This window comes from Natrinema salsiterrestre (genome assembly GCF_029502005.1).
GTDB lineage: Archaea > Halobacteriota > Halobacteria > Halobacteriales > Natrialbaceae > Natrinema > Natrinema salsiterrestre.
Window position 1 is genome coordinate 665,661 of record NZ_JAMQOT010000002.1, and the last position, 26,495, is coordinate 692,155.

29 protein-coding genes are annotated in these 26,495 nt (G+C 66.4%); 16 read left to right on the forward strand and 13 right to left on the reverse strand.

Annotation, left to right across the window (positions count from 1 at the left end; translation table 11 throughout):
- Positions 1-74 precede the first annotated feature (74 nt).
- Together NDI89_RS08830 and NDI89_RS08835 are read right to left on the reverse strand one after the other, a co-directional pair.
- Positions 75-518 (reverse strand): hypothetical protein, encoded by a 444-nt coding sequence (locus NDI89_RS08830; RefSeq protein WP_277521163.1) that lies wholly within the window; start codon positions 516-518, stop codon positions 75-77.
- Positions 515-1,012: a DUF7344 domain-containing protein gene (locus NDI89_RS08835; RefSeq protein WP_277521164.1), complete on the reverse strand. Its 498-nt coding sequence runs from the start codon at positions 1,010-1,012 to the stop codon at positions 515-517. Before NDI89_RS08835 ends, NDI89_RS08830 begins: the two co-directional genes overlap by 4 nt.
- A gap of 389 nt (positions 1,013-1,401) precedes the next feature.
- Between NDI89_RS08835 and NDI89_RS08840 the strand changes: the two genes are divergently transcribed.
- From NDI89_RS08840 to NDI89_RS08850, 3 genes are all read left to right on the forward strand, one after another.
- The gene (locus NDI89_RS08840; protein ID WP_277521165.1) at positions 1,402-2,565 is read left to right on the forward strand and encodes a signal peptidase I; all 1,164 of its coding nucleotides are present in this window, start codon (positions 1,402-1,404) and stop codon (positions 2,563-2,565) included.
- A gap of 43 nt (positions 2,566-2,608) precedes the next feature.
- On the forward strand, positions 2,609-3,760 hold the full coding sequence (locus NDI89_RS08845) for a DUF5305 domain-containing protein (RefSeq protein ID WP_277521166.1): 1,152 nt from the start codon (positions 2,609-2,611) through the stop codon (positions 3,758-3,760).
- Between the two features lie 472 nt (positions 3,761-4,232).
- Complete coding sequence (locus NDI89_RS08850) at positions 4,233-4,847, forward strand: hypothetical protein (protein ID WP_277521167.1); 615 nt, start codon at positions 4,233-4,235, stop codon at positions 4,845-4,847.
- Positions 4,848-4,864: 17 nt separating this feature from the next.
- Here NDI89_RS08850 and NDI89_RS08855 read toward each other — a convergent pair whose 3' ends face one another.
- Both NDI89_RS08855 and NDI89_RS08860 read right to left on the reverse strand, forming a co-directional pair.
- A complete protein-coding gene (locus NDI89_RS08855; RefSeq protein WP_277521168.1) occupies positions 4,865-5,551 on the reverse strand; it encodes a type I 3-dehydroquinate dehydratase in 687 nt (228 codons plus the stop codon).
- A gap of 57 nt (positions 5,552-5,608) precedes the next feature.
- Complete coding sequence (locus NDI89_RS08860; RefSeq protein WP_226005354.1) at positions 5,609-6,589, reverse strand: transcription initiation factor IIB; 981 nt, start codon at positions 6,587-6,589, stop codon at positions 5,609-5,611.
- A gap of 242 nt (positions 6,590-6,831) precedes the next feature.
- On the opposite strand from NDI89_RS08860, the gene yjjX reads away from it, so the two are divergent.
- The 3 genes from yjjX (at position 6,832) to NDI89_RS08875 (ending at position 8,604) form a co-directional block, all read left to right on the forward strand.
- The gene (yjjX, locus tag NDI89_RS08865; RefSeq protein WP_277521169.1) at positions 6,832-7,356 is read left to right on the forward strand and encodes an inosine/xanthosine triphosphatase; all 525 of its coding nucleotides are present in this window, start codon (positions 6,832-6,834) and stop codon (positions 7,354-7,356) included.
- A 244-nt stretch (positions 7,357-7,600) separates the two neighbouring features.
- Entirely contained in the window at positions 7,601-7,822 is a 222-nt protein-coding gene (locus NDI89_RS08870) for a DUF7123 family protein (protein WP_277521315.1), read from the forward strand.
- A 116-nt stretch (positions 7,823-7,938) separates the two neighbouring features.
- A complete protein-coding gene (locus tag NDI89_RS08875; protein WP_277521170.1) occupies positions 7,939-8,604 on the forward strand; it encodes an HAD family hydrolase in 666 nt (221 codons plus the stop codon).
- Positions 8,605-8,640: 36 nt separating this feature from the next.
- Here NDI89_RS08875 and NDI89_RS08880 read toward each other — a convergent pair whose 3' ends face one another.
- The 3 genes from NDI89_RS08880 to NDI89_RS08890 form a co-directional block, all read right to left on the reverse strand.
- Positions 8,641-9,258: a winged helix-turn-helix transcriptional regulator gene (locus tag NDI89_RS08880; protein WP_277521171.1), complete on the reverse strand. Its 618-nt coding sequence runs from the start codon at positions 9,256-9,258 to the stop codon at positions 8,641-8,643.
- 172 nt (positions 9,259-9,430) lie between these two features.
- A complete protein-coding gene (locus NDI89_RS08885) occupies positions 9,431-10,612 on the reverse strand; it encodes an SPFH domain-containing protein (RefSeq protein ID WP_277521172.1) in 1,182 nt (393 codons plus the stop codon).
- 70 nt (positions 10,613-10,682) lie between these two features.
- Complete coding sequence (locus tag NDI89_RS08890) at positions 10,683-11,282, reverse strand: NfeD family protein (RefSeq protein ID WP_277521173.1); 600 nt, start codon at positions 11,280-11,282, stop codon at positions 10,683-10,685.
- A gap of 247 nt (positions 11,283-11,529) precedes the next feature.
- Here NDI89_RS08890 and NDI89_RS08895 point away from each other — a divergent pair, with 247 nt between their 5' ends.
- Genes NDI89_RS08895 through NDI89_RS08915 form a run of 5 tightly spaced genes read left to right on the forward strand, consistent with a single transcriptional unit; the run spans position 11,530 to position 17,627 of the window.
- Entirely contained in the window at positions 11,530-12,621 is a 1,092-nt protein-coding gene (locus tag NDI89_RS08895; RefSeq protein WP_277521174.1) for a M48 family metallopeptidase, read from the forward strand.
- The gene (locus tag NDI89_RS08900; protein ID WP_277521175.1) at positions 12,618-14,261 is read left to right on the forward strand and encodes a DUF4129 domain-containing protein; all 1,644 of its coding nucleotides are present in this window, start codon (positions 12,618-12,620) and stop codon (positions 14,259-14,261) included. The genes NDI89_RS08895 and NDI89_RS08900 overlap by 4 nt, the downstream gene beginning before the upstream one ends.
- Complete coding sequence (locus NDI89_RS08905) at positions 14,258-14,935, forward strand: DUF7269 family protein (protein ID WP_277521176.1); 678 nt, start codon at positions 14,258-14,260, stop codon at positions 14,933-14,935. The genes NDI89_RS08900 and NDI89_RS08905 overlap by 4 nt, the downstream gene beginning before the upstream one ends.
- Entirely contained in the window at positions 14,932-16,251 is a 1,320-nt protein-coding gene (locus NDI89_RS08910) for a DUF58 domain-containing protein (protein WP_277521177.1), read from the forward strand. Before NDI89_RS08905 ends, NDI89_RS08910 begins: the two co-directional genes overlap by 4 nt.
- Positions 16,248-17,627, forward strand: coding sequence for a hypothetical protein (locus NDI89_RS08915; RefSeq protein WP_277521178.1), 1,380 nt, complete (start codon positions 16,248-16,250; stop codon positions 17,625-17,627). Before NDI89_RS08910 ends, NDI89_RS08915 begins: the two co-directional genes overlap by 4 nt.
- Here the strand turns inward: NDI89_RS08915 and NDI89_RS08920 are convergent.
- Together NDI89_RS08920 and NDI89_RS08925 are read right to left on the reverse strand one after the other, a co-directional pair.
- The gene (locus tag NDI89_RS08920; protein WP_277521179.1) at positions 17,613-18,581 is read right to left on the reverse strand and encodes an AAA family ATPase; all 969 of its coding nucleotides are present in this window, start codon (positions 18,579-18,581) and stop codon (positions 17,613-17,615) included. The two genes, NDI89_RS08915 and NDI89_RS08920, sit on opposite strands and share 15 nt — an antisense overlap.
- Positions 18,582-18,682: 101 nt before the next feature.
- Entirely contained in the window at positions 18,683-19,030 is a 348-nt protein-coding gene (locus NDI89_RS08925) for a DUF7471 family protein (protein ID WP_277521180.1), read from the reverse strand.
- 213 nt (positions 19,031-19,243) lie between these two features.
- Here NDI89_RS08925 and NDI89_RS08930 point away from each other — a divergent pair, with 213 nt between their 5' ends.
- Both NDI89_RS08930 and NDI89_RS08935 read left to right on the forward strand, forming a co-directional pair.
- A complete protein-coding gene (locus NDI89_RS08930; protein WP_277521181.1) occupies positions 19,244-19,675 on the forward strand; it encodes an SPW repeat domain-containing protein in 432 nt (143 codons plus the stop codon).
- 131 nt (positions 19,676-19,806) lie between these two features.
- Complete coding sequence (locus NDI89_RS08935; RefSeq protein ID WP_277521182.1) at positions 19,807-20,331, forward strand: winged helix-turn-helix transcriptional regulator; 525 nt, start codon at positions 19,807-19,809, stop codon at positions 20,329-20,331.
- Between the two features lie 24 nt (positions 20,332-20,355).
- On the opposite strand, the gene NDI89_RS08940 is transcribed toward NDI89_RS08935, so the two are convergent.
- Complete coding sequence (locus NDI89_RS08940) at positions 20,356-21,375, reverse strand: AI-2E family transporter (protein ID WP_277521184.1); 1,020 nt, start codon at positions 21,373-21,375, stop codon at positions 20,356-20,358.
- 116 nt (positions 21,376-21,491) lie between these two features.
- Here NDI89_RS08940 and NDI89_RS08945 point away from each other — a divergent pair, with 116 nt between their 5' ends.
- Positions 21,492-22,229 carry a DUF547 domain-containing protein gene (locus NDI89_RS08945; RefSeq protein ID WP_277521185.1) on the forward strand — a complete coding sequence of 246 codons (738 nt, stop codon included), beginning with the start codon at positions 21,492-21,494 and terminating at the stop codon, positions 22,227-22,229.
- A gap of 55 nt (positions 22,230-22,284) precedes the next feature.
- On the opposite strand, the gene NDI89_RS08950 is transcribed toward NDI89_RS08945, so the two are convergent.
- Positions 22,285-22,974 carry an amphi-Trp domain-containing protein gene (locus NDI89_RS08950; RefSeq protein ID WP_277521186.1) on the reverse strand — a complete coding sequence of 230 codons (690 nt, stop codon included), beginning with the start codon at positions 22,972-22,974 and terminating at the stop codon, positions 22,285-22,287.
- 116 nt (positions 22,975-23,090) lie between these two features.
- On the opposite strand from NDI89_RS08950, the gene NDI89_RS08955 reads away from it, so the two are divergent.
- Complete coding sequence (locus NDI89_RS08955) at positions 23,091-23,891, forward strand: HNH endonuclease (protein ID WP_277521187.1); 801 nt, start codon at positions 23,091-23,093, stop codon at positions 23,889-23,891.
- 41 nt (positions 23,892-23,932) lie between these two features.
- Here NDI89_RS08955 and NDI89_RS08960 read toward each other — a convergent pair whose 3' ends face one another.
- Positions 23,933-24,691: an Lrp/AsnC family transcriptional regulator gene (locus NDI89_RS08960; protein ID WP_277521188.1), complete on the reverse strand. Its 759-nt coding sequence runs from the start codon at positions 24,689-24,691 to the stop codon at positions 23,933-23,935.
- 152 nt (positions 24,692-24,843) lie between these two features.
- On the opposite strand from NDI89_RS08960, the gene NDI89_RS08965 reads away from it, so the two are divergent.
- Positions 24,844-25,725: a universal stress protein gene (locus tag NDI89_RS08965; protein WP_307729304.1), complete on the forward strand. Its 882-nt coding sequence runs from the start codon at positions 24,844-24,846 to the stop codon at positions 25,723-25,725.
- A gap of 17 nt (positions 25,726-25,742) precedes the next feature.
- Here the strand turns inward: NDI89_RS08965 and NDI89_RS08970 are convergent, their stop codons facing one another.
- Complete coding sequence (locus tag NDI89_RS08970) at positions 25,743-26,471, reverse strand: guanosine phosphorylase (protein WP_277521189.1); 729 nt, start codon at positions 26,469-26,471, stop codon at positions 25,743-25,745.
- Positions 26,472-26,495: the final 24 nt, after the last annotated feature.

Below are 26,495 nucleotides of genomic sequence, written 5' to 3' on the forward strand. Positions count from 1 at the left end.
CCGTCCCTTAACATTCCGATTTCGATCACTCTCGAGCGAAACGATGGCACTGCTTCGCGAAAACGGACCGCTGTCTATTCGTCGCACGCGACAGCAGCGTCGACGGTCGTCTCGATCGTCATCGATCCCGACTCGACCGTGATTTCGATCGGCAGGCCGCCCGCGGCCACGGCGTCGCCGCAGGGAACGTCGGTAACGTCGATCGATGCGTTCGATCCCGGATCGGCCGACGCGCGGGTCCGGTCGACGCTCACGTTCTGCCCCCAGTCGCCGACCCGAGATTCGTCGACGGACGCTTCCGTGACCGTTAACTCTTCGTCAACTCGATTCGTCACCGTGATCCTCGAGTCGTTCTCACCGCTCGCCTCCGTGTAGAAAGCGACGGGCTGTGCCGACGGATCGTCAGTGACCGCCACCTCGATCGATCGTTCGACGGCGACCGAACTCGCGCCGCCGCTCGCGGCGACGAGCGAGACGATCGCGAGGGCGATCATCGCGAGCCCGACTTTCCGGATCATCGCGGCGGCTCACCCCGTCCGATTCGGTTTCGGTGAGCGTAGCACGTATGGACGAACGCGGTCACGCCGAACATCGCGACGAAGATCGCCGCGAGCGCCGTCCCGCCGAGTTCGACGAACGGGAAAATCGCGTACCGGGCGAGGACGGTCAACACCACCCCGATCCCTGCCAGTCCGAGATAGACCTCACTCCAGGGAATGTCGTCGGCCGGAACGTACTCGAGATACATCTGGAGTTCCGCCGCTTCGTCGGTCAGTTCGACGACGCCTCGAGTCTGATCGTACTCGATCGCCCCGGCGTCGTCGAGCTTCGGCAGGTGTGACTGCCGGAGCGCGGTGTAGACCCGCTTCCGTTTCTTCCAGGGAAGCTCGTCAGCCGGGACGTCGTACTCCCAGGACGAGACCGAATCGACGAGCGTCCGCAGCTCGACTCGTTCCTCGTCGGTCCGCTTGAGATAGTGGAGTACCCACCGCCGCCGTCGATTGCTCAGCATCGTGAATATTTCGTCGCGTGTCAGTTCGTCAGTCCGTGAATCTCCTCTCGAAGAGAGGTCGTCGGTCACCCCTTCATCCCCCCGTCGGTTCACTCGCCGGTTGCATTGTTAAATAATTGTAAACTATAGCGATCGAACCAGTAATCAGAAGGTTACTTCCGCGTTCTCGGTTGCGAATTAGTTACTATTGGTACCATTCGCGATTATATAAACGAAATGAATTGAACGGGGACAGAGAGAAAGAAGACGTTACCGAGCGGTCCGCTGACTGCAATCCTCGCCAGCAGTGACGGAAGCCCACCCATAGCAAAAGTGAACAGTCCCGTTCGGATGAACGACGCGCCGGCGCAGCTCGACGATACGTCGCCGCGTCAGCCGGAGCGTAGAATATGGCACGAATCAGAACAGACGGTGGGACGGGGCTTCGGCGAGCGGCGGCGATCGGTATCGTCGCCCTCGTCGGTCTACTGGCGGTCGGTCACGTGCTCGGCGTTCCGATCGGACTCGGCTACGTGGAGACCGGAAGCATGGAGCCGACGATCGACGCCGGTGACGGGTTCGTCGCCGTTCCGTCGGCCGTCGCCGGTCCCGTCGAAAACGGAGACGTGGTCGTCTACGACGCACAGGAGATCGAGGACGGCGGTCTGACGACCCATCGGGTCGTCGAGGAAACGGATCACGGTTACGTGACCCGCGGGGACGCGAATCCGTTCACGGATCAGGACAGCGGCGAGCCACACGTCACTGACGGACAGATCGTCGCGACGGCGTTGCAGGTAAACGGCGAGGTCGTGACGATCCCTCACCTCGGGACGGTCGCGATGACCGTCCAGGGGGGACTCGAGTCGGCCCAGTGGTGGCTCGCGTCGACGCTCGGCATCCGAGCGTTGGCAGGCAGTCAGGGACTCTCGTATCTCCTGCTCGGGTTCGGGCTGCTCGTGACCGGCCTCTCGGTGGTACTGGACGGGCGTGGAACGCCCGATCGCGGACGCTCTCGATCGCACGCGCGCAAAGACGCGTTCGACGCCCGACGGCTCGTCGGCGGAATGGCCGTCCTGCTCTTCGCGGTCACGCTCGTGACGATGGTCGCGATGTCGGGATCGGTGGAGATCGGACTCGTGAGCGCGGAGTTCGACTCGGAACGGCCCGACGTCGTCCCCGTCGGTGAAACGAAGACCCACTCCGCGGAACTGCGAAACGGCGGCGTGTTGCCCGTCGTGTCGATCACGGAACCGGCAAGCGACGGGATCGACGTCGACGACGACCCGAGAGTGCTCACTCGCGGCGAGCACGTCGACGCGACCGTCTCGCTGACCGCACCGCCCGAGACGGGATACTACCTGCGCTCGTACACGGACCGCCGGTACTTCGCGGTGCTCCCACCGCCGATGATCGCCCGGCTGCACGCCGTCCACCCCTGGGTGGCGATGACCACCGTGGCGACCGTCGCTACCGGACTGTTCGTACTGCCGTTCGCGCTCCTCGCGGGCACCGGGACGATCAGGACCCGCTCGCGACAGCGCTCGAGTTCGACAGGGGGACTTCTGAGGTGACAGTTATGCACACGAGAGTTTCGACACCAGAGAGGGATCGACAGTGAACAGCGATCGGCTGCTCGTACGGGCGCGAGCCGTACTGGACGAGTGGTTCGTCGTCGCCGTCGTCGCGTTGCTCGCGCTCGCGCTCGTCGGCGGCTGGGGTGCCTACGCGTCTGCCACCGGTCCCGCCGAGCAAACGGACCGAGAGACGGTTGCGGCGTGGTCCGGGGTCGGCGGCTTCGACCACAGTGCAGAAGTACGGGCGGACAACGAGGTATACCCGGTCGGAACGGAGCTTTCGGACCGATCGGTCTACTTCACTCGAGTGACGCCCGAACTCGAGGGTACCTTTCAGTACCGATACGACGCCGATGCCGGCGACCTGACCGTCGACATCGAGCTCGAGCGGGTGATACGAGCCGCCGACGACGAACGGGAGTACTGGGAAGTGAACGACACGATCGCAGCGACGACGGCCGAGGGCCTCGAGCCCGGCGAGGAGGCCACGACCTCGTTCGCGGTCGACGTTCCCGCGACGGTAAACGAGAGCGAGCGCATCGAGGAGAGCCTCGGCGGGTCGCCCGGTTCCGTGGAGACGGCCGTCGTCGCGAACGTAACGATGGAGGGAACCGTCGATGGCGAACCCGTCGAGCGGACCGAGCGCTACGAACTCGCGATCGCGCCGGACGGCTCCACGTACGGCGTCGACGGGCCGACGGCGGACCGACGCACACAGACACGCGAGCGGGCGGAAACCGTCCAGACGGCGAGTTCGGCCGGATTCGGCGGTCCGCTCGGCTCCGTCCTCCTGCTGTTCGCCTCGGTCTGTGGGCTCGGCGGGCTCGCGATCGCCCGAGTCAGGGGGACGCTCGCGCCCTCCGAACGGGAACTCGAGCGCCTCCGTGCCGAATACGAACGCGAAGAGTTCGACGACTGGATCTCGCGAGGCTCGCTCCCCGCCGACATCCGCGAGCGGTCGCAGATTACGGTGTCGACGCTCGAGGACCTGGTCGATATCGCGATCGACTGCGATCGGCGCGTGCTCGAGGACGAATCGGCCGGTGGGTATTACGTGGTCGACGGGGAGTCGCTGTACGCGTACGAGCCGGAGGCGTTTGAGGACGGCTCGAGCGACGGTGTCCATCTCTTCGAGGAGGAACGAACCGACGACGGGGACGCTGGTACTGACGCGTCGAACGACGACTCGTAAGCGATCGACGGACGCCGTAGTCCGTACCGATCGCTCTGTTTTCGACTCGAGTCACTACCGATCGTTCGGTGGGTCGTGGCGGCTCTCGGACAGCGACGGGTCCGAGCGTAATAATCTGCCCTGAATTTCCGATTCGCTAACCGTTCGGGACTGTTTTCGAACGACTACAGACGGTCCCTGTCAGTGAATCCGCTGCGAATTGGGTCTGGTACCCTCGAGATTGCTCGAGTATGAGGAAACAGAGTCCCCGGCTTATCACTCGACTAGTATCGCTGCAGTCAGTGGCTGAATTCGATTAGGCGGAGTACGGAGTGTCGATACCGAACTGCAGGGCTCGTGTGTCGAACCTCCTGTCAGTGTATACACAAGGTGTGGGACGGGCATGGGCTGGAATGCATGCGTTCGGATACGATGCCATGCCGTCGGGCGATGATTGGCCGGAGAGCCGAGCGCACAGGAAGTGGTGAAAACTATGGAACGACGTAAATTCATGCTCGGTGTGGGATCGCTCGCTGCCGGCTCGGCGGCTACAATCGGAACCGGTGCGTTCAACGAAGTACAGGCGGATCGAACCGTGTCGATTGAAACTGCGTCCGACGCAGACGCGTACCTCAAATTCGTAGATCAGAGTCACTACGCGCAGATGACCGGCACCCCGGGAACGATTCAACTGAACTTCGACAGTAGTAATCAGACCGGCGAGGGGGGAACGGGGTTGAATGCGAATGCGACGACACAGTTCCTTCACCTGTTTGATATCGAGAACCAAGGAACCCAGACGGTCGGGATTCAGATCGACACTGATGCGCTGAACGCTGCGCTGGATGCACAATCTTCGAACGGTGACCCTCAGTTCCACTTCTTCGTCGGCGAACACGGGGGATCTACCCTTGATGGTTACGACAAGAGTGATATGAGAAGTACACTACCGTATAATAATCCATCCGCAGACCCGCGGGTCCTGAAGCCTGGTGAGACACTCAAGGTTGGCTGTTACATAGTCTCCCACGATGGCAACTGGGATGTTGAGGAGACTGTAACAGTCAACGCACTAACGAAATCGAACGCTGCGGCGGTCTCAAACTAGATCGTCTCCAGTTAGTCCTATATTTTACAATCACAGATAGTACTTACAATAGCGTCTAGTGTTTTCAAATCGTACTGCCCCGGCGCAGTCGCCTCCTCGGGATCGACGGGCGCGTACCCGATCTTCGAACCGTATACAGGCGCCACCGCCCGCGTGTGACTCCCCACTTCACCCATCGCCATCGTCGCGACGGTATCGCCGTGCGAGGTCAGTTGCTCAGTCGCGGACAACAACGCGATCGTATCGGCCTTCGACTCGGCCGTGACGGCCAGCTTCGCGACGTCCGCGTACTTGCTCGCCTCGGTCAGCGTCCGCACCAGTTCATTCCGAGGCGGCGTGCCCTCGAAGTCGTGAGCCGACGCGACGATCGAGACGTCGCGATCCCGAGCCGTCTCGAGCAGGTCGTCGGCCGCGCCCTCCAGAATCGACTCGAGTTCCACGTCGATCGCGCCGACGTCGTCGAGCGCGCTCGCGTCGGCCAGCGCCTCGAGCCGCCCCTCGTCGCCGGCCTCCCCGCCCTCCCATTCGGCGCGGTTCGTCGCGAGGATCGGCAACTCGCCGTCGTACGCCTCGAGCGCGGCCAGCGGCTCGTCGGTCAGGTCCATTCGAAACTCGATCGCGTCGGCGTGCTCGCGGGCCGCGGTTTCGTCCGAGAGATCCGCCGTCGACGCTGCGAGGACGAACGAATCGAACTGTAGTCCCATTGCTCCCCAGTGGGAGCGAGACCGACAAAAACGGTATCGGTTCGATGCGGTCCGAACTCAGGCCATCCCGATTGTCTCCTCGGCCTCGAGGAGCTCGTGGTAGCGGTTGCGGATGGTGACTTCGGAGATGTCGGCGACGTCGGAGACCGCGGCCTGCGTGGTCTTCTCGTTCGTCAGCAACGCGGCGGCGTACACTGCGGCCGCGGCGAGGCCGACCGGCGACTTGCCCGAGTGGACGCCCTTCTCCTTGGCGTTCTGGAGGAGACTGCGCGCGCGGTGTTCGGCCTCGTCGGAGAGCTCGAGCCCCGAGGCGAAGCGGGGGACGTAGCTCTCGGGGTCGGCGGGCTGGACCTCGAGCCCGAGTTCGCGGACCACGTAGCGGTAGGTGCGCGCGATCTCGTTTTTCTCGACGCGGGAGACGTCCGCGATCTCGTCGAGGCTCCGGGGGACGCCGGCCTGACGGGCGGCGGCGTAGACGCAGGCCGTCGAGACGCCCTCGATGGAGCGGCCCGGGAGGAGGTCCTCGTCGAGCGCGCGGCGGTAGATCACCGACGCGGTCTCGCGGACGTTCGTCGGGAGCCCCAGCGCGGACGCCATCCGGTCGATCTCGCCGAGCGCTTGCTTCAGGTTGCGTTCCTTGGAGTCGCGGGTCCGGAAGCGCTCGTTCCACTTGCGCAGGCGCTGCATCTTCTCCCGTTGCCGGGATCCCAGGGAGTTCCCGTAGGCGTCCTTGTTCCGCCAGTCGATGTTGGTCGAGAGTCCCTTGTCGTGCATCGTGTTCGTCGTGGGCGCGCCCACGCGGGACTTCTCGTTCTTTTCCGCGGCGTCGAACGCGCGCCACTCCGGCCCGCGGTCGACGGAGTCCTCCTCGACGACCAGTCCGCAGTCCTCACAGACGGTTTCGCCGTGTTCGTCGTCGACGACGAGATTGCCGGCACACTCGGGACAGGCCAGCTCCTGCTCCTCGCTTTCGGTCTCCTGTTCGTTCGTTTCGGGTTCGCTACGTCGTACTCTCGTGTTCGATGGTGCGTTAGTCATACGATGGCGATTGCTGCCCGGCCGAACCGATCGCAAAAGCCCGGACGGTTCCGTTACCTCCCACGTTCAGAGACTCGATGGTTAAGGGTTTCGGAATCCCGGCCCCACATCCCGCGAAAACGGGTAATTCGGGCGAAAGAGCATGATAGATATGAACAGTGACCCGGCGGATAACGTGTCGGCTGACAGCCAGTGTGCGGTCGAAGCGGAGGTGCCAACTGTCGCCCGTTCGAACTGCCGACATGGAACTCGCAGTCGGGAGCACGAACCCCGTCAAGATCGACGCCGTCGAGCGGACCCTCGAGCGATACGAACCGACGGTGATCGCGGTCGGTGTCGACTCCGGCGTCGACGAACAACCGCGGTCGATCGCGGAAACCGTCACCGGTGCGGAGAACCGCGCCCGACGAGCGCTCGCGGCGACCGACGCCGACTACGGCGTGGGGTTAGAGGGCGGGGTCGCCCGCCTCGAGGGGGTGCCGGGGCTCTCCCTGATCATGTGGGGTGCCGTGACGGACGGCGATCGCACGGAGCGAGGCGGCGGGCCGACGCTTCGACTTCCGGAGTCCGTCGCGAGGGAGGTTTCGGACGGGGCGGAGCTGGGGCCGGTGATGGACGACCTCCTCGGGACGGAGAACGTCGCCCAGAGGGAGGGCGCTGCGGGCGCACTCACCGGCGGGTTGACGGATCGAACGCGAGCGCTCGGTGACGCGGTTGCGACTTCGTTCGGACCGTTCGTAACGGAGTATTACGACACCGATCGCTGACTGTCACTCACTTATTCTGGCGCGTCGGGTTCGCTATCGACGATCCGATACCGTCGGCCGGAAACGATCACGAACTGATGACAGTTCCGTTCGGATATATTTTAACCGACTATACCAACGAAAGCTTTCCGCTCGGTTATTCATCGATTACTCCCGGCCGAAATCGCAAGACTGCGGCGACTTAACCGCGCGTACCAAACCCCCTAAGGGCGTTCCTGTCGTTCGGTCGTGTATGAGCACTGCAATGGCCCCCGACCTCACGAGTAAACAACAGCGGATTCTGGAGTACCTCCGGAACAACGCGGCGACGAAGACGTACTTCAAATCCCGCCTCATCGGCAAGGAACTCGGGATGACGGCGAAAGAGGTCGGTTCGAACATCACAGCGCTCCAGGAAGGTGACTACGACGTCGAGATCGAAAAATGGGGTTACTCGTCGAGCACCACCTGGAAAGTCGATATGTAACTCGCGGACGGCGACCCGGTTCGTCGAGTTCGTATTTTACTCATCGTAACGAGCGAACACCGGCGGTGCACGGCGACGCCGAACGCTCTTGTATCACAGGCCCGCAGTATCACTGCATGACGGTCGTACTGTTCGACATGGACGGCGTCATCCTCGAGGGGCTCCGGACCGACCCGCAGGTGTACGCCGACGCCGCCGACGCGGCACTCGCCGAACTGGACGCCGACCCGACGCCGCCCCAGCGTCGCGATTTCAGGAATCACGACGAGGAACGGATCCGGACCCACTGCACGGAACTCGGGATCGATCCGTCGCAATTCTGGGAGCGCAAGGAAGCATACGCCTCGAGTGGCACCCACGATCGCCTCCGGTCGGGCGAGCGCGACCCGTACGACGATATCGACGCGATTCGCGACCTCGGCGATCGGACCGCGATCGGGCTCGTCACCAACAATCGCCACGAAACGGCCGAATTCGTCGCCGACTACTTCGGGTTCGACTTCGACGTCGTCCGCGGTCGCGATCCGACGTTCGACGGGTACGACCGACGCAAACCGGATCCGTACTACATCGAAGACGCCCTCGCCGACCTCGGCGTCACCGACGGCCTGTACGTCGGCGATTCCGTAACAGACGTGACGGCGGGACACGCGGCTGGCCTCGAGACGGCGTTCCTCCGACGGCCGCACAATCGCGATCGGGAGCGACCGCCGAACGCGACGCACGAGCTCGAGTCCCTGACGGAGCTTCCGTCGATCGTCGAGCCGAGCGACTCCTCGTGAGACCGTAATACGAAATTACCGGCGGGCAACAGCGCCTCAGCCCTGATACTCGAGGAACTGATCCGCGTCCCGCGCGAGCCGTTGCGCTCGGTCGCCGAAGGAATCCGCGTGACGGACGACCAGGACCAGCACCGTCTCCGGTCGTTCGACCGCGTAGCCGTCCGCTCGGGAGAGCAGCCCGGCTTCCTCGAGCTCGCCGGCGTACTTGCTCACCGTCGGCGGTGAGACGTCAAGCGCCTCGGCGAGGTCGCCGGCGGTGGGGTCCGACCGCAGGAGGAGTTCGATGAGCATGCCCCGTGGCGTCTCCCGCCGCAGGTACCCGAGCGCTCGTTTTTCGAACTCGTCGAATCGGCCGGCGGTGACGAACCGCTTGTAGTCGCCGTCGCGGTAGCGCTCGATCGCCTCGAGGTCCTCGAGGCGGCGGAGGTGGTGTTGGGTTTCACCGGTCCCGAGCTGGAGATCGTCGCGGATCTTGGAGAAGTGCGCGCCCGGCGTCGTGGAGAGATAGCCCGCGATCGCATCGCGAGCGTCGCTTTCACCCGTGTCAGCCGCCGCTGAGTCCGACCGACCGACCAGCGAGGAGGCGGCACCGAGGGCGGCGAATCGGCGCAGGGTCGCTCGTTTCTCGTCGTCGACCCCATCGGGTGGTGTCATAACTACCTACCGTCCCGAAGGGGCTGACCAGTAAAACAGGTTTCGCTCCGCGTCGTTGCTCGTTATTACTCAGTAAGTAGCCGATAATTCAATAAAACTGGCTAGTTCGAGGATCTCGGTTCGTCTCGGCGCGGACCGAACGGAGCCGCGGGCGGACGGTTCCCGGCGGGGGTCAGTCGCTCGTCGACGGTTCGTCGTCCTCGTCGACCGGCACCTCGGTACCGCCGTCGGCCTGACTCTGGAAGTCCTGATCCATCTCCTCGATGACCTCCTCGGGGTCGGAGATCTCCGCGGGATCCTTGCCCTCCTTGATCGCCTGGGCCTCCTGCTCCATCGCTTCGACGTCCATGTCCGCTTCCTGATCGATTTCGCCGATGATCTCCGCGATGTCGTCCAGACCGATCAGTTCGCGCGTTTCGTCGTCGAACTCGCGGCTCTCGAGTTCGGAGCCGTTCTCTTTCACGTCGCTGCCCGAGAGGTGCTTGCCGTAGCGGCCGACCAGCGAGGTGAGTTCCTGGGGCATGACGAACGTCGTCGACTCGCCCTGCCCGATGTCGCCGAGCGTCTCCATGCCTTTGTCGATGATGGCGCGCTCACCCATCGATTCGGCGGAGCGAGCACGGAGGACGGTCGAGATCGAGTCACCCTGCGCTTCGAGGATCTGGCTCTGCTTTTCACCCTGTGCGCGGATGATTTCGCTCTGTTTGTCACCTTCCGCCTTCTCGACGGCGCTGCGGCGTTCACCCTGCGCCTCGAGGATCATGGCGCGGCGTTTCCGCTCGGCGGAGGTCTGTTGCTCCATCGCGCGCTGGACGTCCTTGGACGGGTTGACCTCGCGGACCTCGACCGACTCCACTCGAATGCCCCACTCGTCGGTGGGCTCGTCGAGCTCCGTGCGGATGCGGGCGTTGATCTCCTGGCGCTTGTTCAGCGTGTCGTCGAGTTCCATGTCGCCCAGCACGGCGCGCAGCGTGGTCTGGGCGAGGTTCGAGACGGCCATCTTGTAGTCGTCGACCTGCAGGAACGCCTTCTTGGCGTCCATCACCTTGATGTAGACGACGGCGTCGGCGGTCACGGGCGAGTTGTCGCGCGTGATCGCTTCCTGTCGGGGCACGTCAAGCGTCTGGGTACGCATGTCGAACGCGTACGTATTGGAGACGAACGGCGGGACGAAGTTGATCCCCGGCTCGAGGAGTTTTCGGTACTCCCCGAAGACGGTCAGGGCACGTTTCTCGTAGGCGTCGACGATCTCGATCGCGCTGAGGAGCGCGGCGATGACGACGACGAGGACGAGCGCACCGACGAGCAGTGCTGCGCCGCCGAGGGCTTGCATCGGGAACAATTGTACTACCATATTTCGAGCTTACGGCGGCGGGGAGAAAAGCGTTCCCTTATTTCGTCAACATATCAGATCCCGACAGTCGCTACTTCGATTTCTCGGTTTCCGTCTCGGTATCGGTTCCGTCGATCGATTCACCGCCGTCGGCGGCCTCCCGATCGGGTTCGTCGGACCCGGCCTTGTCGCGTGCGAGCGCGCGATCGATCTCGTCTTCGCCGATCGCGGAGACCGATTCCACCGTGAGAACGTTCCCGCCGCCGGGGTCGAGGACGATGACCTCCTCGCCCTCCTCGATCGTTCCGTCGGTCGTTCGCGCGCTGTAGTAGGGCGCGAACCCGCCCTCTTCGAGCTTGACTTCGCCGCTGCGGGTCGTCACGGTCTCGGTGACGTAGCCCGTCGCGCCGGACAGCGAGTCCGAGTCGGAGGTCTGGGCCGTCCCCTTTCCGCCGTAGAAGTCGAACTCCCGGTAGACGTAGGCGGCAGCGGCACCGATCGCGAGCGTCAGCACTGCCAGGATTAACACGTTCGCTGCCGGCGGAAAGAGCACGCCGATCAATCCCGCCCCGACCAGGGCGATCCCGATGACGATGAGGTGGGCACCCGGCGAGATCGCCTCGAGTACCATCAGTACGAGACCCACCACCAGGAGCAAGAGCGGCGCGTTTCCCACGAGGGATTCGACCATACTTAGAGCTAGCGTCCCGCGCGAATTAAATGTTGTCGAGTGCGCCGGTAGTGATCCGACGGTCGACCGCCCAGCCAACGAACGTCCGCACGAACTCGCTCGAGACCCAGCGCGAGACCCTGCCAGTCGGTTCGACACCGATCGCCTCCGGTGGTGATCGAGGCGGGCGGGCAGATCGTAACTACTGACCGGAACGATCGGGGAAAATTTTTGGTTCCGGAGTCGAGAATTCCAGCAAGTTTCCTCCATGAACCTCCGGTTGCGAATCTCTGCCGTCCTCGGCGTGTTCGTCGCGGTCAGCGCCGCCTTCGTCCTCGCAGTGCTGTGGGCGTACGGCGTCCTGTTACCGGGATTCGTCGGCGGCGCGATCGTTCTCCTCCGGTACGGAACCGTCGACGTCGACCTCCTCCGGCTACCGGTCTCGTGGCGAACGGCACTGGTGGTCGTCGTCGGCTTCCTCGCCGCACAGACGTATTACGGCTATCAGCGCGTCCTCTCCGGTACTGGCGGCGACACCGGCGACGCGGACCACGCGGTCGCCCGAACGGTCCGACGGCTCGCGATGACGGCCGACGTTCCGGAGCCGGCCGTTCGCGTCGTCGCGGACGACACCGAGAGCTGTTACACCGTCGGCCGGCTCACCGACGCGACGATCGTCGTCACGACGGGGCTGGTCGACTCCCTCGACGCCGACGAGCTCGAGGCCGTACTCGCCCACGAGATCGCCCACGTCGCCAACCGCGACGTGACGCTGATGACGGTGACGACGCTGTTCCTCGAGATCGCCGATCGAGCGTATCACGCGGCGCGGCTCGCGCGCCGGGCGCTGGCCAACCCGGACGAACTGTCGGGCAGCGGTCGAATCGCACTGTACTGGTTTCTCCCACTCGTCGCACTCACGTACGTCTTCGTCGCACCGATCCTGTGGGTGTTCCCGACGATCGCCGACTGGGCGACGCGAACGCTCTCGCAGTCGCGGGAGTTCGCCGCGGACGCCGCGGCCGCCCGGATCACCGGGAAGCCGATGGCGCTCGCGAGCGCACTGGTGACCCTCGCGGAGACGGACGCGACGCCGGAGACCGATCTCCGAACGACCAGAACCCGCGCACTGTGCATCGTCCCGACCGATCTCGTCACGGGCGACGACACGACGTCCCTGCCCGATATCCGGCGGCCGATGGACGCCTCACGCCGGCGCGAGCGGGTGACGGCCTGGCTCGAGGCCGCCACGCCGTCGACCCCCGTCGACGCCGACGATTCGTCTCCGACGCACCCGCCGGTCGACGACCGCGTCCGCCGCCTATCCGAACTGGCGGCACAACTGGAGGGAAGAGCGTGACGGGGACGCGTCGCCTCCTGTTCGTCGTCGGCTGCCTGTGCTGTCTGCTCGCGGTCGCGAGCGCGCTTCCGGCGGCCGACCCGCGGATCGACGGCCCCGGAGACCGTACCGGCGAACCGGTCGCCGGCGACTGGGACGCGATGGAAGCGACGCCCGAGTTCGACGCGAACACGTCGGCCGACAGGGATGACTTGCCGGACGGTGACTCACAACCCGACGAGATCGAGATCGATGGGGCGGTCGAGCCGGGGAACGAGGTGACGGTCGATATCGGGGGCGTCTATCACTTTACGAACGTCGCCATCGCGGTAAACGGCAGGAACCGTACGCACGTCGACGAGCTCGGCAGAGCCAACGTGACCGTCCCGTACGCCGAGGAGATGACGGTTTCCGTTCCCGACGAGAACCGATCGCGGACGGTCGACGTCCGCACGGACGCGACGATCGAACCCCAGGAGGATGCGGCACCGAATCGCGGCCTCGAGATAACCGCGACCGTTGGATCGACGGACGTCCCCGACGCGACGGTGACCCTCGACGGGGACCCCGTCGCGGAGACCGACGACAACGGCACGGCGACCGTGGCGATGCCGGAGGAAGCGGGACCGGTGGACCTTCGCGTCGAGCGCGGCCCGGTGACCGGGGATCGAACCGTCGACGTCGCCGAACCGACGGTCAGGTTCGTCACGCCCGTGTTGTTCCCGGGATCGCCCGCGGAGGTGCAGGTATCCGCCGACGGGAGACCGGTTTCGGGCGCGACCGTCTCCGTCGAGGGCGGCGGGAGGAAGTCGACCGACGGCGACGGCCGGGCGACGATGTGGCTGCCGATTAGCGACGCGGCGACCGTGAGCACCGAGGTCGGTGCGGAGTCCGCGACGACGAGCGTCGGGAACCTCTATCTCCGGTTGACGGCGGTCGTCGTCCTGGTCCCGGGATTCGCCATCGGCGTGGTGGTGTCCTACCTTCGGCTGGCCGCCGCCAGCGAGAACCGCCGCGAGCGGTCCGCCGCCGGGTTATTCCTCGCGTTCGCGGATGGCTTCGAGCAGTTCGCCGCCGCGCTTCGCGCGCTGACAGTGACCCTCAGCGAATTCAGCCTGCCGTCGATATCGGCCCCGACGTTCTCCGCGCCGCGCCTCGAGTTCGGCGGCGTCGGCGGCTTCGAGTTCCCGTCGCTCGGTCCGGCGCTCTCGTCGTTCGGACGCGCGTTCGGCACGCTCCCGTCACTCGGCTCGCTCGAGTGGTCGTCGAACACCAGCACCGGGTCGCCACTGAGGGACCTATTCGGGACGAGTGACGACGACGATGCGAGCGACGAGTCGACGGGATCCCAGGACGACGGCCCCCGACTGGCCGCTCGACCGCTCGAGCCCCGCGGACCGCGCGCGGAGATCCGGGCGGCGTGGCACGCGTTCCTCGACCGACTCGAGGTGGACGACCGCGAGACAGCGACGCCGGGCGAGATAGCTCGCGACGCGCTCGCTTCCGGGTTCCCGGCCGATCGCGTGGACCGGCTCGTCGCGATCGTTCGCGACGTCGAGTACGGCGGGCGCGAGCCGTCGACGGACAGAGTGGCCGCCGCTCGAGCCGCGGTGCGAGAACTGCGCGAGCACGATCCGGACGACGAGGAGGGAGCGACGTGAGCCGACGCTCGGCTCCGGGCCCGTGGCAGCGAGCGGTCGCCAGGATCGGCGCGATCGACCCCGAGCGGGTCGCGACGGTCGTGGTCAGTGCGGGTGCCGTTCTGGCCGTCGCCGCGGTGGTACTCGGCGGTTTCGTCCCGTCTGTGCGGCTCTTCGTCGCCCCGCTCTACCTGTTCGCGGTACTCCTCCCGGTGCTCGGCGTGGTGATCGCGGCGGGCGTGTGCTGGCGAGTGTGGACCGCCGATCGATCGCGGGCTCCCCCGCTGCTCGAGGGAGCACCGCCCGAGGAGGCACCCATCCCGACGGAGCACGTCGCAGGTCGGGAGGCGGACCGAACGCTCACCGCCGCCGCACGCGGCTGGTACCGCTGTCGGCCGAACGAGTCGATCGCGGACGTTCGTCGCCGGCTCACCGACGGTGCGGTTCGCGTGCTCACCACGAAACGCGGGCTCGCGGCCGATTCGGCCCGCGACGCCGTTCGGTCGGGAACGTGGACCGACGACCCGGTCGCCGCCGCGTTCCTCGCCGACGACGTGCGCCAGCCGCTCGGCGAACGGCTGCGCGCGCCCGTCGACCCCGGCGCAGCGCACGTCCGTCGCGTCCGTCGCACGCTCGCGGCGATCGATGCGATCGACGACGGGACGGCAGACGCGGACGCGGAGGTGGACGGATGACCGGCCCGACCGCCGACCGGCTCGACGGCGGCGAGTGGGCCGTCGCGGCGACGCTCTCGCTCGCGGGGCTGGGCATCGCCGTCGGCAGCCAGCTGCTCGTCGCCGCCGCCACGCTCCCGCTGTGGTACGTCGCGGCGGCAGTCCTGGGAACCGAACCGGAAGCGATGGTCCGCGTGCAGCGCCGGCTCTCGGTTTCGGACGGCTCGACCGACGGGACCGCAGCAGAAGGCCCGATATCCGGGGCCCCCGGCGATACCGTCACGGTACGGACGATCGTCCGGAACACCGGCTCGGAGACGCTCCTCGACCTGCGCGTCGTCGACGGCGTTCCCGACGCGCTACCGGTGGTCTCCGGTTCCCCGCGTGCGTGCGAAACGCTCGAGCCGCTCGAGGAAACGACCCTCGAGTACGAGGTCGAACTCCGGCGCGGCGAGCACGCGTTCGACGACGCCACGGTCCGAGCGCGCGATCTCACGGGAACGGTGGCGGAGACGTGGGCGGCGAGCGTCGCCGGCGACGGCGCGATCGACTGTTCGCGGGTCGTCGAGACGGTTCCGCTCGGCGACGGGACGAACGACTACGCCGGCGACGTCCCGACGGACGAGGGCGGCACCGGCCTCGAGTTCCACTCCGTCCGCGAGTACGAGCCGGGCGATCCGGTGGGCGCGATCGACTGGCGGCGATACGCCAACACGCGAGAGCTGGCGACCGTCGAGTACCGCGCCGAGCGATCGACGCGGATCGTCTGCGTCGTCGACGCTCGCTCGAGCCAGTTCCGCGCGGCGACGAGTACGAACGTGCCCGCGGTCGTGCGTTCGGCCCACGCCGCCGAGCGAACGTTCGAGACGCTCGTGGGTGCGGGCCACCCGACCGGAGCCATCGCGATCCACGACAACGATCTCACGACCGTCCCGCCGGGGACGGACCCCGCGACGCGACGAGAAGTCACTGGGCTCGTCGACGAGCTACGGGAGCCGGCGAACACGATTCACCTGTCCTACTCTCGAACGGAGACGGACGTCGCGGCTCTCGCCGGAAGACTGCCCGGCGAAGCGCAGGTGTACCTGTTTTCCTCGTTCATCGACGACGAACCGATCGAGCTCGTCGAGGGGCTCCGCGCGCGAGGGTACGCCGTCCGCGTCGTCTCGCCCGACGTCACCGCCGCCGACGACGTCGCGACGCGACTCGCGGCGCTCGAGCGGGGAACGCGGCTCGCTCGAGCCCGCGCGGCCGGGGCCCGAGTTCTCGACTGGGATCGCGACGAATCGCTGGGCGTCCGTCTGCGCAATGCGACGGGGGAGGTGGGACGCCGATGAGCGCACCCGACGACCGGGTCCCCTCGACGACGAGATGGGGGATCGCGCTCGCGGCGCTCGTCGGGACAGTCGCGCTGGCCGTCCACGATCCGATGGTCGCTCCCGCAGCCCTCGTCGGAACGGGGGTCGCGGCGACGATAGGCCTCTTTGCAGGGCCTCACCGTCGCATTTCGGCCGCAGCGATGCTCTTGCCGACCGTCGTTCTCGGCGGGGTCGCCGTCGTCGGTCTCGGAGGCGGACCGATCCGTGCCCTCACGAGCGCGGTGGGAATACTCGTCGCGAGCGTCACCTGTAGCGTCGTTCGCGGTCGGCCGACGCCGTCCGCGCTCCGCCGGACGGGCGAAGCGGCGCTCTGTTCGGCGGTCGTCGCCGGCGGCGCCGCGTTACTCGCGTTCGGTATCGACGCGCTGAGCGGCCCTGCGCCGATGATCGACGCGATCCTGTGGCTCACCGGCGAGGGCGTTTCGGGACTGCTCGTTGGGCTCGTCGTCACGATCGCCGCGATCGCGTGCGCTCTCCTCTTCGTTCCACTGGCGGCCGTCACCGTCCCTTCTCGGGGGGACTCGGCACACAAAGCTCGAAACGCACTCCTGCTGGCTGCGGGGATCGCGATCTCGATCGTGGTCGCGATCGCCGTGTTGACGGTACTTTCCCCGTTGATAGCGTTGTTCGAGCCGGTCCTCGAACCGATCGCCGCCAGTACCTTCGTTCGCGGCCTCCTGACGATCGCCACCGGATCGGCCGTCGCGGTGGCCGTTCTCGCGCTCGTCGTTCGCAAATCGTGGCTCGAGACGGACGGCTACCGCAATCCCACCGTCCCGATCGTCGTCGGCTCGGTCCTCGGAATCACCCTCCCGTTCGTGGGAGTAACCGGCGTCGGCAGCTTCGACCCGGCCGTCGTGGCGGCGCTGTTCGCCGCAGCGGCGGTCGTGCTCGGCGTCGGCTGGCTGGCAGCGTGGCTCTACGAGGGTGCGGTCGTGAGAGGCGAGGCTCCCGGTCCCGAACTCGTACTCGCCGCCGGCCTCGCCGGGGGCAGCATCGTCGCCGGTGCGAGCGTCGAGACCGTCGCTCTCGAGCGCGAGACGATCCGAGCGGGAACCGCCACGTTCGTCGCGCTCGCGGCCGCGCTGTTCACGTACGACGTCGGTCGCTACGGCCGGACGCTCGCGACCGAAGTCGGCGCCGACGCGTCCCGCCGGCCACAGGTCGTGCGACTCGGCTGGAGCGGCACGGTAGCGGTCGTCGGCATCCCGATCGCGATCCTCGGTCTCGCGGGGGCGGCGGTCCTCGCGCCGACGCTGTCGGTTCCGGCGACGGCGGGCGTGATCGTCGCCGTGACGGCGACCGTCGGCGGAACGTGGTTACTGTTCCGCTGAGGGTCGTTCCATCGCCGGTACCTCGCAGTCCTCGAGCACGGCGTCGATGACCGCACGTCGCGAGACGCCGTCGACGCTGGCCTCCGGCGTCAACACGAGGCGATGGGCGAGCGTCGGGGCGGCGATCCGCTTGCTATCCTCCGGGACGACGTACTCGCGGCCCTCGAGGACGGCGCGGGCGCGACTCGCCTCGAACAGCCGCTGGACGCCGCGGGGTGAGACGCCGACGTCGACGCGACCGTCGGTTCGCGTCGTCCGACAGACCTCCGCGATGTAGTCCCGAACCGGCTCCTCGACTGCGACGTCCTCGGGGACGCGCTGAAGGTCGAGCACGCGCTCGCGATCGATGACTCGCTCGACGGTCGGATCCGGACGGTCGCGGTCGGCCCGACGGTCGATCAACTCGCGCGTTCCCTCGGCGTCAGGGTACCCGAGCGAAGTCTTCACCATGAACCGGTCGCGCTGGGCTTCGGGGAGTTCGAACGTCCCCTCCTGCTCGACGGGGTTCTGCGTCGCGATGACGACGAACGGCTCGGGAAGTTCGTGGGTGTCACCGTCCACGGTCACCTGGCCTTCCGCCATCGCCTCGAGCAGCGCGGACTGGGTCTTCGGCGGCGCGCGATTGATCTCGTCGGCGAGAACTACGTTCGCGAACACCGGGCCCGGCGTGAAGTGGAACTCGCCCGTTTCCTCCTCGAACACGTACGACCCGGTGATATCGGCCGGCATCAGATCCGGCGTGAACTGAATCCGGGAGAACTCCAGTCCGAGCGCGGTGGCGAACGACTGTGCGGTGAGCGTCTTTCCGGTTCCGGGGACGTCCTCGAGCAACACGTGCCCGCGGGCGAGCACGCCGGCGAGCACCTCCTCGAGGACGGTTCGATCCGCGACGACTGCGGAGAGAATCTCGTCGACGACGGCCTCCGCTGTCGCTGCGGCGTCGGGGACTGACATACCGGTATCCGTTCCTACACGAACTTATGCGTGCTGAATTTACGCGCTTCGAGGATCGAAGACCGGCGGCGGTGGCCGACGTATCGCGGTCGCTGACGGGGCTAGTCGTCGAATTCGGCCGCGGGAGCGTCGCTCGCTGACCCGCTCCGATACACCGCGTAGAGTATCAATACCGCGATCAGGAAGTCGAAGCCGTGCTCGACGAGGTGGTGGACCGTCATCGGGACGAGTCCGAGGACCGTTCCGAAGCCGGTCACCGACCGGACGACGAGCAGGCCGAGGACGACCGTGATCAGTAGATACCGGAGCGTCCGCCGTCGGGTGTACGCGACCAGTCCGGCGACGAACAACACGGTCGTTCCCATCACCGCGAGGGCGATCACACAGACGAGAACGGGCGCGAGCTGTGGATCCAGCCACTCGCCCGCGGCCGACATTGCGACCACCATACGATCGATACGCCTAGTCGGGCGGACAGCCACCTATGCCCTTCGGTGTTTCCGGGCGGGATCGCGCTCACCCTCGTTTTCCGGCCGCGGCCGACGCTCGATCGCTCCGACGAGATCCGACTCAAGGGCTCGAAACCGGGAGAAAACGACTACCAGACAGTTGCAGGCACGCTCGTTTTGCTCGAACGAGAGCTACCGGCGTGTGAGGAACCTATGAGTGACACACCAACCGATACCGAGCGCGATACCCGGACCGACTACAACTCCCTGAACACGGACGCGATGCAGTGGGTGAGCGCCCTCGCCGCGTTGATCGGGCTCTACCTCGTAGCCTCGCCGTTCGTGTTCGAGGCCACGGACGCGGCGATCTGGAACGACACGCTCGTCGGGACGGCGATCTTCCTGACCGCCGGGTACAACTTCTACCGACTGTCGAAGGATCGGCTGGCGAGCGTCGGCGTCGCATCGCTGGCCGTCCTGCTGGGGCTGTGGGCGCTCGTTTCTCCCTCCATCATCGAGATGGGGAGCGACGAACTCGCGACCGGGACCGCGATCTCCGGCCTGATCGTCGCCGCCCTCTCCGCGTATAACGCCTACGCGAACAGGAAAGCGGACACGCCCGAACGAACGCGCGCTCGAGCCTGATCTGGCGTTCTCGTCGGCTGCGACCGAGTATCGCGGCCGACGGTTCCCGGGGGTTGGGAACGGGCGAAACTCGTTATAATCACCGACGTGCTAGCACCGGGTACGCCCGAGTACGGACTCAGCGGGAACCAATGACCGACACTCGACAACAGATCCGGACGCACGTCGGCGCGAACGCCGGCGTCCACTTCAACGAGCTCGTCAGGGAATCGGACTTCGCCCCGGGACAGGTCCAGTACCACGTGCGTCGGTTACGGGAGGACGGTCGGCTGGTCCGCGAGGAGTTCTACGGCCGAACGCACTACTATCCCCCGGAGTACGACGAGTGGGAACGAGCCGCGCTGGCGCTGTTCCGTCGGGAGACCGCCCGCGAGATCGTCGTCTACCTGATCGAACGCGAGCCGGCCGCACCCGGAGACGTCGCCGACGCCCTCGAAATTGCCCGCAGCACGCTCGAGTACCACCTCGACCGGCTGGTCGACCACGACCTCGTCGAGAAGCGCTACGACGACCGAAATCGCGTGCGCCTCGAACTCGCCGAGCCCGAGGCGACGGGGCGGCTACTGACGACGGTGACGCCGACGGTTCCCGACCGGCTCGTCGATCGGTTCACGCGCCTCGTCGACGAGTTGCTGGCGGGCACGCGCGAGCCGTAAGCGGTTGGTTTCGCTTCCCGGATGTCACTGCATGCCGGGTTCGTTCTCGAGCCGATCGTAGTGGTCGTTCATCACGTCGAGCGTCGCCATCAGCGCGCCGAGGACGACGGGGCCGTAGAACAGCCCCATGACGCCGAAGGCGTAAACGCCACCGAGGACGCCGAGGATGATGACGGCGGGGTTGAGTTCGGCGTACCGATCGACGAGGACGGGCCGGAGATAGTCGTCGGAGAGGCCGACGACGACGACGCTGTAGCCGAACAGCCCCGCCGCGAGCAGCGGTTCGCCGGTCAGGAAGAGGAAGATCACGGCCGGCCCCCAGACCAGGAACGAGCCGATCAGCGGGACTAACGAGAGGATGACCATGATGAACGTCCAGAACGCGGCGTTCGGAACCCCCGTCGCGAGCAGCCCCAGTCCGGCGATCGTGCCCTGAATGATCGCGATCAGGACGTGACCCGCGAGGACGGCCCACATCACCTCGTCGAGTCGCCGGTAGAAGTCGTCCTGGACGTCGTCCGGGAGCGGCGTCAGTTCCCGCAGCCAGGCCAGCAGATCGTGACCGTCCTTGAGCAGGTAGTAGAGGAGAAAGATCGCGAGACCGAGCCCGATCAGGATGTGCGTCACCGCGCTGAACCACTCGGTCGACCGCTCGAGGAACACCGAGCCGACGTTCTGTGCGGCATCGAGGATCGCGGACGGCAGATCGACGCGCTGGCCGGTCCGTTCCTCCATCAACCGCTCGAGTTCGGCCAGCTCGATGGAGTCGGTGTTGATGCGCTCGAGGAGTCGCCGGGCGTCGCTGGCGACCGCCGCGATGATGACGATCAGCGGGACGACGAACCCGGCGACCGCGAGCAACACGAGCGCGAACGCGGCGATCGCCGGCGGTATCCGGTTCTCGAGTCGCACCTGTGCGGGATAGAGGACGTACGCGATGAGGATCGCACCGAGGACGTACTGGGAGAACGGCAAGACGAGTAACAGGGAGAGGTACGCGAAGAGCGCGACGAGGGCGAGGAGAAATCCCTTGCTGAGATTCACACAATTATTTTCAGTCTCGGCAGCATAAAACCACGGCTTGAACCTGTCCTCAGTCCGGACTGTCGTGCGAACCCGTGACACGGCTTCAAGGGCCTGCTTCGCAAATTTTGACCCGAATGTCGACTCAGCTCGATCCCCTTTCGGTCTCGGCCGATCTCCTGTATACCGTCAAGACCGAGGGTGACGCCGAGCCGCTTCGAGAGCGTCTGGCGGCGCTCGACCGATCGCAACTGGAGCGGGCTCTCGCCGGCCGAGAGGACAAACTCTCCTTCTGGCTCAACTGTTACAACGCCTACGCGCAACTCCTGTTGGAAGAGGAAGATCCCGACCTGATCGATGGCGGACTCCTCGAGCGCTGGAAGTTCTTCGCACGCGATCGAATCCCGGTCAGCGGGATCTGGCTGAGTCTCAACGATATCGAACACGGACTGCTCCGCAGTTCGAAGCAGCCGTGGGGCTTCGGCTACCTCCCGCGGCTGTTCCCGTCGTCGTTCGAACGGCAGTTCCGCCTCGCGGAGTGTGACCCGCGGGTTCACTTCGCGCTCGGTCACGACGCCGAACACAGTCCGCCGATCGCGGTCTATTCGCCGCGGGACGTGGACGAAGACCTGGACATCGCCATCGAGTGGTTCCTCGAGGAGAACGTCACGTACGACTCGGAGGAAAACACCGCGACCGTCCCGCGGCTCTTCCGGCAGTATCGGGGCGATTTCGGCGGGACGTACGGCATCATCGGATTCCTCCGCGAGTACAACGCCGTCCCGACCGATACCACCCCGTCGCTCGAGTACGAACGGGTCGATCGATCCGCGGAGCTCGACGTCGATCTCGACGCCGACGACGTCCGGCCGTAGCCCGCGATCGCGACCGGACGCGGCCGCCGAGTCGCCGGTGATGACCGGGATCAGCCTAGTCGAGTCGCCGAACGGTCGCCGTCGGTGCGCTCCGCATCACGCTCCGGGCCGCTCGTTCGGCGTTCGACCGCGAGGCGTAGCCCTCGCCGCTGTCGGCGACGATGTTCCCGTTCCAGTGGACGAGTCGCCAGCGCCACTGTCCGCCCCTGTCCTCGTAGACCTCGAACCGGCTGGTTCGACCGGACTCGCTCGATCCCGCCGCACTCGCGTCGCCCTCGACGTCCGCAGTCACCGCCGCCCCGTCCGCATCGGCGTCCTCTCCCGTACCGCCGCGATCCGCTACCCCCTCGAGCGGCATCACCGCCGTCGCGGCGTCGACGTCCGTCGTATCCGTTCGCTCGCGATCCTCGCCGTCGTCGCCGGCGGAGTCGCGGTCCGCGACGCGAACGCTCGCGCCGTCGGCGTCGTCCCACTCGAGTTCCAGTTCCAGCTCGCCGACCGACGATTCGCCGTCGGACTCGAGTTCGGCCTCGAAGGCGGCGGTGACCCGCTCCGGGACGGCGATCCTGACGGTCCGATCCTCGCCGTTCAGGCGAACGGGCCGTCCGTCCTCGAACGCGGTGGCGAACTCGCGGAAGACCGGGGCGAGGTCCGCGCGGTCGTAGGCGCGCTCGAGTTCGAACGCCGTCCCTTCGTCTCCGTTCGACGCTTCCGGGCGGTCCGTATCGTCCGGCGAATCGTTCATACGGTAACGTACCGCAGGTTGTGGGTTAATATTTCGCACTAACGGACGGCACAGCACGGCCGTCGACCGGACGCACTGTCGGAGCGTTTTTGTCGCCGCGCTGTCTTCGCTCGCCCGTGACTTCACGCGACTGGCGTGCCGACCGGGAGGCCGTGTTCGACCGCGACGCATTCACGTGTCGACACTGCGGGACCGACGGCGACGACGAAGCGACCGCGCTCCGACTCTACCCCGTGGGGGACGTTCCCCTCGAGGGCGAGGTCCACGAGAGCGCACTCGTCACCGTCTGTGCAGACTGTTTCGCGACGCTCGAAGGACCGGAACCCGCGGAGTCGATGGCCGCCGACGACCTGTTTCGGCTCGTTCGCGAGACGACCCGACTGCAGGGGACGACCATCTCGGCGGTCGCCGAGTTCGCGTCACTCGCGACCTCGCTCCCGTCGACTCTCCAGTCCGCTCTCGACGACGGGACCGACGCCGACGTCGACGACACGCTCGCCGAGTACCGCCGAGACAGGCGCGACATCCTGCTCGCGGTGGCCGTCGTCGACGCCCGCCTCGAGCGACTCGCGGCCCTCGACGACGACGCGTACGACCCCGAGGTCCGAACCGCGCTCGCGGCGTTCTCCGACGCCGCGGCCGACCTGCAGTCGACCCTGCGCGAGGTCGTCGCGCTGAGCGAAACCGTTTCCGCCGGTCTCGAGCGCTGTCACGGCTGTTTCGACCCGCTCGAGGGCGAGCGGTGTCCGACCTGCGGCCTCGAGGCCCGCGAGACGGCCGACTGGCGGGACGAGGACGGGACCCTCGCGTTCGACCGGCTGTTCGCGACGGTCAACGAACGGCTCCAGGGAGCCTCCGAGACGACCGAGACGTTGACCGATCGGACGACCGAACTCGCGGAGCAACTCACGGCATAGCGGTCGGAAACCGACGGTCGACCGCCCGTCTCGCGTCTCCATCAGGAGTCGGCGGTCTCGCTCGAGCGAAAGCTCCTGATCGTCTCCTCGGTGACGCCGTTCCGAGAGAAGACCGTGACGATGTCGTCCGGTCGGATTTCCGTGTCTCCGTGGGGGGTCAACACGGTGTCGTCCCGTTCGATCGCGATCACGAGCGTATCGTCGGTGAACGTTTCGCGGCGGGCGGCCTCCTGTAAGCTCACGCCGGCGACCGGGGCGTCTCGATCGACCGTCACCTCGGCGACTTCGGCGTTTCCCGAGAGACTGATAAAGTCCGTTAGCATGGCCTCGCGCGTCTCGTTTCCCGGACCGAAGGGCGAGTACGATTGCGTCGTTTCGTTCTGGACGAGGACCTCGTCTTCGATCTCGAGCCCGAGATCCGAGAGCGAGCGGGCGATCCGGCGCAGGTCCTCGGTATCGGCCCCGACCGCGAGCACGTGCAGGTTTCGGCGACCGGTCAACAGCTCTCGAACGTTGATCACGCCGGGGATTATCCGCGCCTGTTGCGCGATCGACTCTCGTTCCGAGACGGGCGCGTTACACATGAAGAGGTTCGGGAGATAGCTCTCGGCCTGTTCGAAGTCGATGGCCGCGTGATAGCCGGTTATGACCCCCTGTTCCTCGAGTTGTGCGATGCGGTTTCGGATCGTTCCCGAGGAGACGCTGACGTCCTCCGCGATCGTCGGCGCCGACGTCGTCCGGGCGTCGGCCATCAGCGCGTGTATAATTCGACGATCGATCTCGTCGAGTCGATAGTCCATACGCGCTTCGTTCTCGGTCGGGTACTATATGCTGTACTGATCCGGACCAGTGCGATCAGCCGACGCAGTTCGACACCCATCGGTGACGACCCGCGGCTCGATGTCGATCACGGCGAGGTCTTTATGCACTCCCTCGCGAAACGGGGTACCGAATGAGCGAGCCGGCGGACGAAACGGAGGGTTGGGACGACTACCGCGTGCTCGTGGCGCTCTCCAACCCCCGCACCGAACGATCGCTGATCGAGCTCGCCAGCACGCTCGCCGCCGAACGGGACGGCGTCGTTCACGCGGTCCACATCGTGCAGGTCCCCGACCAGACGCCGCTCGAGCACGCCGGCGAACACCTCGATCGGATCGACGCCGAGTCCGCGAAGCTGCTCGAGCGGGCTCGCGACCACGCGGCGGCCTCCGACGTCCCGATCGAAACGACGACGATACTCTCCCACCGCTCGTTCGAGGAGGTGTTCGACGCCGCCCGCGAACACGACGCCGATCGGGTGGTGATGGGCTGGGGCGGAGACCGACCGTGGGCGGCGGGTCGCGCCGAGCGACCGCTCGACGAGCTCGCCCGCGACCTCCCGTGTGATTTCCTCGTGCTGAAAGACCGGGGCTACGACCCCAGCCGGATCCTCCTGCCGACCGCCGGCGGTCCGGACTCCGATCTGGGCGCCGAAATCGCGAGGGCGCTGCGCTCGGCGACGAGCGCCTCGATCGACCTGCTCCACGTCGTCGACGACGAGAGCGAACGCGACGCCGGCGAAGCGTTCCTCGCGGAGTGGGCGGCCGACCACGACATCGGTGACGCCGTACTGACGGTCGACACGTCCGGCGACGTCGAAAGCGCGATCGCCCGCGAGGCCGCCGACGAGACGCTCGTGATCATCGGCGCGACCGAACGCGGGCTGCTCTCACGGCTCGTCCGCGGCTCGCTCGTCTACGACGTCGTCGACGACCTCGAGTGTTCCGTGCTGCTCGCCGAACGACCGACCGAGCGGTCGCTCCGCGAACGGCTGTTCGGGCGCTCCGAGGAGTAACGATCGGATTCGGCCGGCTACAGTTCGGTCGCGGCCTCGAGCGAGAGATCGATCGCGCGGCCGACGTTGTTCTTCGCCTTCTCGGGGAGTTCGTCGTCCTCGGTGTCGGTTCCCTTCTGGGTGCCTTCGACGAGGTTGCCGTCGACGGTACAGATCGCGCCGGCGCGGAGTCCCTTGCGGCGGGCCAGCGAGAAGACCGCGGCGGCTTCCATCTCGACGGAGAGCATCCCGGCGGCCTCCCAGTCGTCGACGTACGCGTCGGTCTCGGCGTAGTAGGCGTCGTCGGAGGCGATCGGGCCGACGTGGACGTCCTCGTCGTTCGCTTCGGCGGAGTCGACGAGCGCCGATAGGACGTCGTAGTCCGGCACTGCGGGGTACTCGGCGGCCTCGTAGCGCTTGCTCGTTCCCTCGTTTTTCGCCGCGCCGGTCGCGACGATCATGTCGCCGATTTCGATCTCCGACTGGAGCGCCCCGGTCGTCCCGACGCGGATGAACGTCTCGACGCCGACGTTAGCCAGTTCTTCGATCGCGATCGCGGCGGAGGGGCAGCCGATCCCCGTCGAACAGATCGTCAGCTCCCGCCCCTCGTAGGTCGCGTTGACGACCTTGTACTCGCGGTTTTGCGCGATCGTCTCCGACTCGTAGCAGTGGTCGGCGATGCGATCGACCCGTCCGGGGTCCCCCGGAATGAGCGCGATGTCTGTCAGGTCCCCGTCGTCGACCAGTAAGTGTGGCTGGGTCGCCATACCGTCGCCTTCCGCGGGCGGTGA

Bases quoted from the DNA above. Each gene is read 5' to 3' on its own strand.
- NDI89_RS08910 (WP_277521177.1), top strand. From the start codon at position 14,932: ATGACCGGCCCGACCGCCGACCGGCTCGACGGCGGCGAGTGGGCCGTC.
- NDI89_RS08890 (WP_277521173.1), bottom strand. From the start codon at position 11,282: ATGGTCGAATCCCTCGTGGGAAACGCGCCGCTCTTGCTCCTGGTGGTG.
- NDI89_RS08850 (WP_277521167.1), top strand. From the start codon at position 4,233: ATGGAACGACGTAAATTCATGCTCGGTGTGGGATCGCTCGCTGCCGGC.
- NDI89_RS08885 (WP_277521172.1), bottom strand. From the start codon at position 10,612: ATGGTAGTACAATTGTTCCCGATGCAAGCCCTCGGCGGCGCAGCACTG.
- NDI89_RS08960 (WP_277521188.1), bottom strand. From the start codon at position 24,691: ATGGACTATCGACTCGACGAGATCGATCGTCGAATTATACACGCGCTG.
- NDI89_RS08870 (WP_277521315.1), top strand. From the start codon at position 7,601: ATGGCCCCCGACCTCACGAGTAAACAACAGCGGATTCTGGAGTACCTC.
- NDI89_RS08895 (WP_277521174.1), top strand. From the start codon at position 11,530: ATGAACCTCCGGTTGCGAATCTCTGCCGTCCTCGGCGTGTTCGTCGCG.
- NDI89_RS08920 (WP_277521179.1), bottom strand. From the start codon at position 18,581: ATGTCAGTCCCCGACGCCGCAGCGACAGCGGAGGCCGTCGTCGACGAG.
- NDI89_RS08835 (WP_277521164.1), bottom strand. From the start codon at position 1,012: ATGCTGAGCAATCGACGGCGGCGGTGGGTACTCCACTATCTCAAGCGG.
- NDI89_RS08935 (WP_277521182.1), top strand. From the start codon at position 19,807: ATGACCGACACTCGACAACAGATCCGGACGCACGTCGGCGCGAACGCC.
- NDI89_RS08915 (WP_277521178.1), top strand. From the start codon at position 16,248: ATGAGCGCACCCGACGACCGGGTCCCCTCGACGACGAGATGGGGGATC.
- NDI89_RS08930 (WP_277521181.1), top strand. From the start codon at position 19,244: ATGAGTGACACACCAACCGATACCGAGCGCGATACCCGGACCGACTAC.
- NDI89_RS08925 (WP_277521180.1), bottom strand. From the start codon at position 19,030: ATGGTGGTCGCAATGTCGGCCGCGGGCGAGTGGCTGGATCCACAGCTC.
- NDI89_RS08840 (WP_277521165.1), top strand. From the start codon at position 1,402: ATGGCACGAATCAGAACAGACGGTGGGACGGGGCTTCGGCGAGCGGCG.
- NDI89_RS08830 (WP_277521163.1), bottom strand. From the start codon at position 518: ATGATCCGGAAAGTCGGGCTCGCGATGATCGCCCTCGCGATCGTCTCG.
- NDI89_RS08860 (WP_226005354.1), bottom strand. From the start codon at position 6,589: ATGACTAACGCACCATCGAACACGAGAGTACGACGTAGCGAACCCGAA.
- NDI89_RS08875 (WP_277521170.1), top strand. From the start codon at position 7,939: ATGACGGTCGTACTGTTCGACATGGACGGCGTCATCCTCGAGGGGCTC.
- NDI89_RS08945 (WP_277521185.1), top strand. From the start codon at position 21,492: ATGTCGACTCAGCTCGATCCCCTTTCGGTCTCGGCCGATCTCCTGTAT.
- NDI89_RS08855 (WP_277521168.1), bottom strand. From the start codon at position 5,551: ATGGGACTACAGTTCGATTCGTTCGTCCTCGCAGCGTCGACGGCGGAT.
- NDI89_RS08970 (WP_277521189.1), bottom strand. From the start codon at position 26,471: ATGGCGACCCAGCCACACTTACTGGTCGACGACGGGGACCTGACAGAC.
- NDI89_RS08950 (WP_277521186.1), bottom strand. From the start codon at position 22,974: ATGAACGATTCGCCGGACGATACGGACCGCCCGGAAGCGTCGAACGGA.
- yjjX (WP_277521169.1), top strand. From the start codon at position 6,832: ATGGAACTCGCAGTCGGGAGCACGAACCCCGTCAAGATCGACGCCGTC.
- NDI89_RS08965 (WP_307729304.1), top strand. From the start codon at position 24,844: ATGAGCGAGCCGGCGGACGAAACGGAGGGTTGGGACGACTACCGCGTG.
- NDI89_RS08880 (WP_277521171.1), bottom strand. From the start codon at position 9,258: ATGACACCACCCGATGGGGTCGACGACGAGAAACGAGCGACCCTGCGC.